At 63.6% G+C, this 8,637-nt stretch carries 7 protein-coding genes, 1 pseudogene and 1 riboswitch; of the genes and pseudogenes, 7 read left to right on the plus strand and 1 reads right to left on the minus strand.

Annotated features, from left to right (window positions below; all coding sequences use genetic code 11):
* Positions 1–372: 372 nt before the first annotated feature.
* The 6 genes from VFW71_02080 to VFW71_02105 all read left to right on the plus strand — a co-directional run bounded on the left by VFW71_02080 (position 373) and on the right by VFW71_02105 (position 5,941).
* Positions 373–708, plus strand: a complete 336-nt coding sequence (locus VFW71_02080; protein HEU5001553.1) for a helix-turn-helix transcriptional regulator — start codon at positions 373–375, stop codon at positions 706–708.
* Positions 705–1,535, plus strand: a complete 831-nt coding sequence (locus tag VFW71_02085; protein ID HEU5001554.1) for an ImmA/IrrE family metallo-endopeptidase — start codon at positions 705–707, stop codon at positions 1,533–1,535. The genes VFW71_02080 and VFW71_02085 overlap by 4 nt, the downstream gene beginning before the upstream one ends.
* Complete coding sequence (locus tag VFW71_02090; GenBank protein HEU5001555.1) at positions 1,532–2,146, plus strand: hypothetical protein; 615 nt, start codon at positions 1,532–1,534, stop codon at positions 2,144–2,146. Before VFW71_02085 ends, VFW71_02090 begins: the two co-directional genes overlap by 4 nt.
* 1,059 nt (positions 2,147–3,205) lie before the next feature.
* Complete coding sequence (locus VFW71_02095; protein ID HEU5001556.1) at positions 3,206–3,547, plus strand: hypothetical protein; 342 nt, start codon at positions 3,206–3,208, stop codon at positions 3,545–3,547.
* Positions 3,548–4,155: 608 nt separating this feature from the next.
* On the plus strand, positions 4,156–4,830 hold the full coding sequence (locus VFW71_02100; GenBank protein HEU5001557.1) for a hypothetical protein: 675 nt from the start codon (positions 4,156–4,158) through the stop codon (positions 4,828–4,830).
* A gap of 218 nt (positions 4,831–5,048) precedes the next feature.
* Positions 5,049–5,146: riboswitch (cyclic di-GMP riboswitch) on the plus strand.
* Positions 5,147–5,488: 342 nt separating this feature from the next.
* Positions 5,489–5,941, plus strand: a complete 453-nt coding sequence (locus VFW71_02105) for a transposase (GenBank protein ID HEU5001558.1) — start codon at positions 5,489–5,491, stop codon at positions 5,939–5,941.
* Between the two features lie 184 nt (positions 5,942–6,125).
* Here the strand turns inward: VFW71_02105 and VFW71_02110 are convergent, their stop codons facing one another.
* Positions 6,126–7,682, minus strand: a complete 1,557-nt coding sequence (locus VFW71_02110; protein ID HEU5001559.1) for a reverse transcriptase domain-containing protein — start codon at positions 7,680–7,682, stop codon at positions 6,126–6,128.
* A 266-nt stretch (positions 7,683–7,948) separates the two neighbouring features.
* Between VFW71_02110 and VFW71_02115 the strand changes: the two are divergent.
* Positions 7,949–8,248 (plus strand): annotated as a pseudogene (locus tag VFW71_02115) (type II toxin-antitoxin system RelE/ParE family toxin).
* The last annotated feature ends 389 nt before the right edge of the window (positions 8,249–8,637 follow it).

The following is an 8,637-nucleotide window of genomic DNA, read 5'->3' on the forward strand; positions in this document are numbered from 1 at the left end:
ACGATCCCTCACCGGGCGCGGTGCTGAACACGGTTGTGCTCCTTTAGGCATCTCTATTTTGGAGGCTTTGAGACTCGTTCTCATCCGTGACAATGCTCGTGACGGCGGATTCCAGGGCGCGCCCCGGCAACAAGGGCGTGACAGAGGGAATCCGTCGCGAGGACGGTGAGCCGGCCGGGATCGGTATCGATGGCCGGTACCACAAGGACCAACCGCGCCAAAGAGGTCAGTGGAAGTGCTTGGAAACGCAAACGGGTGATCCGGTCCTTCCGGGGCAACAAAGAGGAGGCCACTCTTGCTCTGACAGCATGGCCATCGTCGTCCTGCTACACTGAATCACATTCACGGCAAGTGATTCAGAGGAGATGACTGGTGACGAACTCCATCGGCGAAGCGATCGAACGTGCAGTCACGGCTGCCAAGATGAGCCAACGGGCTCTCGCCAACGCGACCGAGATCTCACAGCCAACCCTCTCCAGGATCATCTCAGGCGAACGAGCGGCGAAGCTGCCGGAGATCATGGCCATCGCCTGGGCGACCGGAGCGACCGTGGCCGAGCTGACCGGGGCCAGCAGGGTGTCCGACCGGGCACAGTGCGTAGCACGAGCCACCAATGACGCCAGCATGTCGCACATACGGGAGGCGCTGCTGCACTTCCTGGAACTGGATGCTTATCTAGACGATCAAGCCATCCCGTCCCCGGCGTGATCGCAGAAGAAGAGGGCAAGGCGGCAGCGGAAGAGTTCCGGAGGCGCCACCGCCTCGGTCATCAACCACTTGGCGACCTGGTGGCCCTGATAGAGCAGACAACCGATATCGACGTCGCGGTGCTCGACGTTGCAAGGGATGAACACGGCATGGCGATGCGGGATCCCGAACGGGACCGGGTGTTCCTCGCCGTAGCCAGGACCCCTCACCCGATGCGGCAGAGGAGTTCGCTAGCTCACGAGCTCGCCCATGTTCTCTTCGGCGACTGGAACGACCTCAACGAGGACGAATGGGCGCGGCGGGACCGGGATGAGATCCGGGCAGACACCTTCGCCCGTCATCTCTTGGCCCCCGAGGAAGGCCTGAAGGACGTCCTCGCCGGGCGCCCCTCCGTGGACCTGGCGGACCTGTCGGCGGTGGTGCAGCGGTTCCTGGTGTCGCCGGCGATGGCCTCGATCGCCCTTCACCAAGCGGGCCTCATTGATGGTGAGAGGAAGGCGGACTGGATGTCGGTGTCGACGCCGGCACTCGCCGCACGGTTCGGATGGACGGACCAATACAGGGCACTCGCCGACGAAGCCAACCGGACCAGGGCGCCGCAGCGCCTGCTGGCCCGAGCCGTGCAAGGGTATCTGGAGCACGTCGTGTCCCTGCGCGCGCTGGCCAGACTGCGCGGGGTTACCGAAGAATCCTTGCAGGCCGACCTATTGGAGGCAGGTCTGGTCCCCCCAGCACCTGAGGTGCGCTGGGCCGCGCCCAGGGACATTCCGCAGGTGGAGTTCGATCTTTCGGGTCTTGAGGAGGATGCCGGGGACCCGCCGGAATGAGTCACCGGCCGATCATCGACGCCGGGCCGGGACTGAACTTCTTCTCCCTCAACAAGGAGCGCCTGCTGATCAGCGTCCTCGGACCGCTCAGCACCCCGGAAACCGTTTATGGCGAGATCGAGCGCAAGGCCCAGACCGAGCAGCGTTTCCGCAACGCTGCAGCCGTCTTGAGGAGGCTTGGTGCCGCTTACCTGGAGCTCCTCCCGGACGACCCCAACGACGCGTTGAATGTCGCGGTCAGCCGGATCAGCGGCACGCCGATGGCGGAACGCCTGCGTCAACGACAGGACCTTGGGGAGCTGATGGTCGTCGCCCATGCCGCAGTCGCCGCCGAGGCAGGCTCTGACGCCGTGGTGCTGATCGACGAAACGAACGGCGCCCAGCTCGCCGATTCCGAACGACGGCGGCTCGTTCGGCTGCGATCGCAAGGTCACCAGGAGGGATCGATCTCTCTCGTCAACACGCCGACGATACTCGAGGCCGCCGCCAGCACGACGTACATTCCCGACCGGGCGGCAATGCGCGGTCTCTACGAACGGCTGCGAGGGCTGGATGATGGGCTCGTCCCGATTGAGCGGACCCAGCTACTGTCACCCAGACTCTGGAGGTGACACCGGGGGTTTACGCTAGCGGGCCTTGCCGAAGCACTTCCACGGCGACCCCAACCGACTGACCCTTGATCAGGTCATCGTCGGCGAGTACCTCACGTTCATGGAATTCACGCAGTCGGCCGGGGTCCAGATCTACGCGCGTCCCCTCGACCGGATCACCCCCTCCAGCACCGAGTGGCCGTGTGTTCGCAAGCGGTGCAACAGCCAGTGCCTAACGTCTTAGACAATGTGCAGAAGTGCAGAAGGGCCGAAGAGCCGGCTCATCCTGGCCAGGTTTGAGATCCAATGGTCTGGGACGGGTCAGATCATGGTCGGGCCCTGCAAGGCCTCCGGGCTGGCCCGATAGCCCCTGAGGTCGGGTTGGTCGGCCCCAGCCACGAAGACCAAGGCCGCGAGCATCGGCAGCCTGCGCCCTCTCGCAGCGACAGGACCCCTTGGCTGGCGATTCCGTGACAGTTTCCGTGACAGACGCCGCAACACTAGACGGACAGGACAACACGCAATAACGCGAGACGCCCCCACCAGACGGACAGAACAGCACCAAACAACACTGCCCGGACAGGGCAACACGGATAAGGCAAACTTTTAATCCGGCGGGCAGGGTTCGAGACCTTGGCGGCCCACAAGTATTTATGCAGGTCACAAGCCAGTTGCTAAGTGAAACTTACGGCGTGAGGGATGTCTATGGGGACCATTGGGACAGTCGTTGGAGGACGGCATCCTTGTAAGTTTCTTCGTGGGACGTCTAATCCCGACCCTCAGTCGGCGACGCAGGTACCCTCGAAACCGTGGACGATCAGCCAGAAGTGGAGCCACTCACCGCAGCTGAGGGCGCAGGACCCGCTCCACCCCGGGTGGGCAGGCTGGGTTATCGGAAGGTACCCCGGGCGACGGTACGGCCGCCCCTCAGCCCCGAGCCGGAAACCGAGACTGTTCCTCGCCGAGCACGTCCATCCTTTGGCCTTGGGAAACATTCAAAGGTCGCACAGTCAGATCCGCCAACTGACCCGGAAACTCTTGGGGCTACATATGGCGGATCAAAACAATGTGGATTTCATTGTGAACACCCTTACCGAGAAACTCTTTACTCATGGTCACCTAATCGGACGCATGGAGGCTAAGCAGATTCGTTTGTCTATCTCCGAGCCCTCGCAAGGCCTCCAGGAGCTAATGTGGAGAGTTTATGAGCATTACGAATCAAATATGAGAATTGGAATGATTGTTGATCCGGTGCCGGTCCCTGCCGGGCAACCATACGTTGATTGGGATCTTGAATTAGCCGCCATAGAGACGTCAACAACAAGCGACGTCTTTAAGATCAGGCATCGCTTTCTGCCGACGATTGAGGGGCAACCAACCCAAGTAATCTTGCTGGATCAAAGATGGCACAAGGAGGCGTAGAGGAAGCTGGCGTATCGTAGTTAGCGCTGGCTTTGACGCGTAATCCGGCCAAAGGCGGCAGGTGCGGAAGACGTTCAGGGGGACCAAGCGGGAAGCCGACCACGCCCTAGCTCGCCTGGTTGTGGAGGTTGAAGGTGGCGCCCAGGTCGACCAGAGTCGGCAAGCTTTGGCCGCGTATCTAAAAATCGGTGTCTCGAGCGAGCGCGTGCCCGCGTACGGCCTGAAACATGGGACCGTTACGAATCTCTCCTCCGCGTCCACGTCATACGCGAATCGGCGCTGTCCCCCTTGCTGATCTGCGGCCTAGCCATATCGACACATTCATGACCGGAATGGCTCGGGCCGGGGCAGCCCCGGCCTCGATGTTGCAGGCATACCATGTGGTTTCGAAGGCTCTGAAGGCCTCGGGAACCATGTGGATACGGATGAGGTTCTCGTAGCGGGCCCAGGTCTCGGCATCTGGTACCCGGTGATCACCGGGGTGGCAATCCCGGTGCCCTGGTGGCAGATGCGGATGCTCTTCCATCGCTGGATCTGATGCTGATTGCGTAGTGTTGGCCGTGTGATGCTCGGCACCGCAACCATGTTGCTGGTCCAGGAGGGCTGAGGTGGCGGCGCCGCGTCGCCCGGACTTCAGTCCCGAAGACGAGAACCTGCGCCAGATCGGGTCGCTCCTTCTTGCGGGTGTGGCCTTCGGCGAGATGGCTCACGCAGTGGGCAACAGCCTGGATGCCCATGGGCTCAGCACCAGCGTGGTGTGTGTCTTCGCCATCTTCTTCACGGTCGGGCTGAGCTTCGCCATCGGCAACTACCGGGGCCTCGTACAGGGGTCGCACGAACCCTGCTGGGGATGGTGGTGCGCCCATTTCGTGGTAGCCGCGGTCACGGGCGTCATCCTCATCTTCCTGGGAGGCCGCGCCGACGTCGACCTCCTGAGGACCTCCCGGTTCGGCTTCTTCCCGCTCCTCATCAGCCTTTATGCCGTGGACCTGGTCTGGCTGGTGGTCTCCCTGCCTCGCCGGGCTGTGCTGGCCGGAGAAGTGGACACGACGGTTCTGTGCTGGATGGGGTTCGATGTCGTGCTTATCGGGGCGATCTGGGGATTCGGTCGGCTCTTCGGCGGATCGGGCACCACGCGTGCGTTAGTCGCGCTCGCCATCGTGCACTTGGTCAAGTTCGTCATCGATCTCAAGATCATGGTTTTTCCGCTCGGGCCGGTAGCGCGCGGGTCCCCGCTGCTTGGCCGGGTGCCGCGCCTCTGGGCCGGGCGGTGTGAAACCTGAGAAGTGCAAGCGCTTCCGGGCGTACTTCCCCAGCAGCTGCGCCTGGCCCAGCACCTTGCCCGAGAGCGCATAGAGCAGGTCGTCCCGGGGGCTGGCGCCCTCGGCGAGGCCGCTCGCTCCTTGATGGCCAGCAGTGTGAAGATGAAGCGGTGTCCGCGCCCCACCGGCGGGCACGGCCCGGCGTAGTCGTTCCGCCCGTAGTCGTTCTCGCCCCCCAAGCCCGAGAAAGGCAAAGCAGGGGTGACCCTGCGACGCAAAGTCATGGACCTCCCGGCTCCTCCGTAGGCGGAAACCGGCAGGCCGCCAGACCGCCGAAGGAGGAAGTTTCGATGAAGACCTGAGCCGTGCGAGGCCTCGTTGTTGCCGGGGTCATGGGCGCGGTGGCGCTGGGTGGCATGGCGCCGGCGTCGGCCAGCAGCAACGAAGCCTCGTGCTTCGTCGCCGCCATCAACGCCGCCCGGGGTTCCAATGGCGTGCCGGTCCTCGGCACGAACGCCGCCCTGGCGACGGTCGCCACCGCATGTCGGGGAGCATGGCCGCCGGGCAGATCTGGGCGCCAAGTCTGTCCGCTATAAAGAGGCCGCAGCGTATGTGCGTTGACCGACATTACAACTAGTCATGCGCCAGACCAAATTGACCAAAGCCAACTGAAGTATTCATGGAATTCGCTTTCCCATCTGGCCTCTTGCTTATCAGTATGGGCTTCATGTTCCACAAATTGGGCCCCATTTCTGATGACGAACTCAGAGACAGTGAGCTTGCCCCGGTTTCCCGGACACCTTACGATGAGGAGGCTATCCCTCCTCGGAAGGGAGCCCGGGTGCCGGCACCTCACCCAGCAGAGTTCCGCCAGCGAGCCATCGAGCTCGGCCGGGAGCGGGCCAAGCCCGTCGCCGAGATCGCCAAGGACTTAGGCATCTCGGAGTCCTGTCTGCGCAACTGGATATACCAGGCCGACATCGACGACGGCCACCGGGAGGGACTGAGCACCGACGAGCGCAAGGAGCTCGTCGCGCTGCGCCGGGAGAACCGGGTGCTCAGGATGGAAAAGGAGATCCTGGGAAAAGCCGCGGCCTTCTTCGCCAACGAGGGCAATTACAAGACGAAGTGACCTTCGCCTTCATCGAGGCGGAGAAGGCCACCTACCCTGTCGCCACCTGCTGCCGGGTGCTCGGCGTGTCCACCAGCGGTTACTACGAATGGCGCCACCGTCAGACCCACCCGTCGGCGCGTTCGGTGGACGACGCCTCGCTGACCGAGAAGATCATCGCGGTGCACAAGAGCTCCCGGGGCACCTACGGAGCGCCGCGGGTGCACGCCGAACTGGTCCTCGGCGAGGGCCTCCGGGTCGGCCGCAAGCGCATCGCCCGGCTGATGGCCGCCGCCGGCATCCAAGGGATCTTCACCCGGCGGCGCAAGGGCTGCACCCGTCGCAACCCCGCTGACGCCCCAGCCGACGACCTGGTGAGGCGCGATTTCAACGCCACCGGGCAGGACCAGCTGTGGGTGAGCGACGTGACCGAGCACCCGACCCACGAGGGCAAGGTGTACTTGGCCGTTGTGCTGGATTCCTGGAGCCGGCGGGTGGTCGGCTGGTCGATCGCCGACCATATGCGCACCGAGCTGGTCGTCGACGCCCTGCAGATGGCCATCTGGCGGAGGCGCCCGGCGGGCCAGACCATCGTGCACTCGGACTGGGGTCGGGCCAGGGCGCGTTGCGGGCCCTGTGGCCCGTACGTCTCCCTGGCCCGCCCTCCCGAACCGGACGTGCGACTCTCACCGCATCCGGCTCTCCCCAAGTCCATGCCGCTGAGCTGCTGTGGTCCGTCATGCCGGGCTCGCCATGGCGAGGGGATGGCTGCTCCCCGGTACCGGTAGCGATTAATCGCCACCCCCGCCGGGTTGAACAGGCGCACCTCGCCCTGCGTCGGCCATCCTCCAGGAAGAAAGCGGCGGCACAGTTCCTGCCAACCAACCCTGGGGTGCTTGTTGCGCAGCCAGGACACCACCCGGTGCCAAGTGAAGGCGCCGATGTACGAAAACGTCTTGGCCGCCGCCCCGTGGCGGTGGTAATTGGTCCAGCCTCGTAGCACCCGGTTGAGCCGGTGCAGCAAGACCGTGAGCGTCTGACTCGTGTACTTGCGGTTCGTGATCTCGCGTACCTTGGCCTTCACGGTGTCGAGTGCGCGCCGGGAAGGGTACGTGTACACGTAGCACTTCGTGCAGCCCCGCTTCTGGTGTCGCTGGATGCGCATGCCCAGGAAGTCGAAGCCCTGGTCGATGTGGATGACCTTCGTCTTCTCCTCCGAGAGGCGCAGGCCCATCTTCTGAAGCACTTGCGCCGCCTCAGCCTTTAGGGCTTCGGCGTGTTCACGGTCACCGGCCACAAGGAGCAACCAGTCATCCGCGTAGCGGATAAGGCGGTAGCTGGCCATGCCCCGGCACCGTCGCTTGGCCCGTTCGTGGCTGTCTCCCATGGCCTCCCAGGCCTCGACGAAGTGCTCGTCCAGGAGCGAGAGCGCAATGTTGGAGATGAGGGGTGAGACGATGCCGCCCTGAGGGGCACCGGTGTCACTGTCCCGAAGCTCCCCATCCTCACCGAGGATGCCGGATTTCAGGAAGGCCTTCACCAGGTCCATGATCCGCCGGTCGGCGATCCGCTCCCGCATGCGGCTGAGCACCGCGGCGTGGGAGATTTCGTCGAAGCACGCCTTGATGTCTCCCTCGACGACCCACTCGTACGAGCGCGAGGCGAGGTAGTGCATCTCGGCGATGGCGTCCTGGGCCTGGCGCCCCGGGCGGAAGCCGTAGGAACACGACTTGAAGTCCGCCTCGAAGATCGGCTCGAGCACGCTGGCACTCAGCTCAGGACAGGCACCGCCGGTGATCGAAGGCTATTCGATCAAGGAAGACCTGCCGGATCGTTGGGAGCGAGCCATGGGCATAAATCGTTACCTGGCGGGAGTTCGGCGAGACTCGTCTCCTTGCCGGGCGCGGTAGCCAACACAAGTCGACAGGTAGGCCAAGGGGAAACACTGACCGCCGTTGCGGTTGATATCATTAATGGTATCTGATGTGGAACATTTAACTCGAGCCCGAAGTCGAACGGTGGCTCGATCAGCTCAATGTGAAGGAGTTCGGAACGGTCGCGTTCAACATCGACCGGCTGGCCAAGAATGGGCCCTCTCTGCGAATGCCTCACTCGCGGGCACTCGGCGGCGGCCTCTACGAGTTGCGGTTCTTCGTGGTGGACATCGCACAGCGTGTCACGTACTTCTTCCCCGGCGACAGGAGAATCGTCCTGCTGACAGAGTTCCGAAAGCAACGTACGAACGAGCGTATTGAGATTGAGCGGGCACGACTCGCAATGATCAGGTGCATCCGCGAACAACACAGCGCCGAGGGGGAGAGACAGTGACACGAACCAGTTGGAAGGATCTCCGTGAGAATCGGCTCCAAGCCATGGACGACGACGACCGAGCGGAGTACGAACGGGCCTACGCCGAGAGCCGGCTCGCCGCCGAAGTCGGGGAACGCATTCGAGAAGCCCGGGACGCGGCCGGTCTGAGCCAGCGGGACTTGGCTGCACGCATGGGAACCAGCCAGGCCGCGGTCGCCCGGCTTGAAGCCGGGGCCATTGCTCCGACACTTACGACGCTCCAACGGGTGTCAAGGGCCGTTGAGTTCTGCCCGGTGACGGCCACTACACCTGCCCAAGGATGGCCACGAAAACTTGCCCACTGGCGGCCGTGGGGAGTGCCGGTAGGTTTGGCTTCTCGGCCTCACCTCCCCCTGGTGGACGGATCG

The organism is Actinomycetota bacterium (assembly GCA_035765775.1).
Lineage (GTDB): Bacteria > Actinomycetota > CADDZG01 > JAHWKV01 > JAOPZY01 > DASTWV01.

Excerpts from the sequence above, each read along its gene's own strand:
- VFW71_02090 (HEU5001555.1), top strand. The coding sequence starts at position 1,532 with ATGAGTCACCGGCCGATCATCGACGCCGGGCCGGGACTGAACTTCTTC.
- VFW71_02105 (HEU5001558.1), top strand. The coding sequence starts at position 5,489 with ATGGAATTCGCTTTCCCATCTGGCCTCTTGCTTATCAGTATGGGCTTC.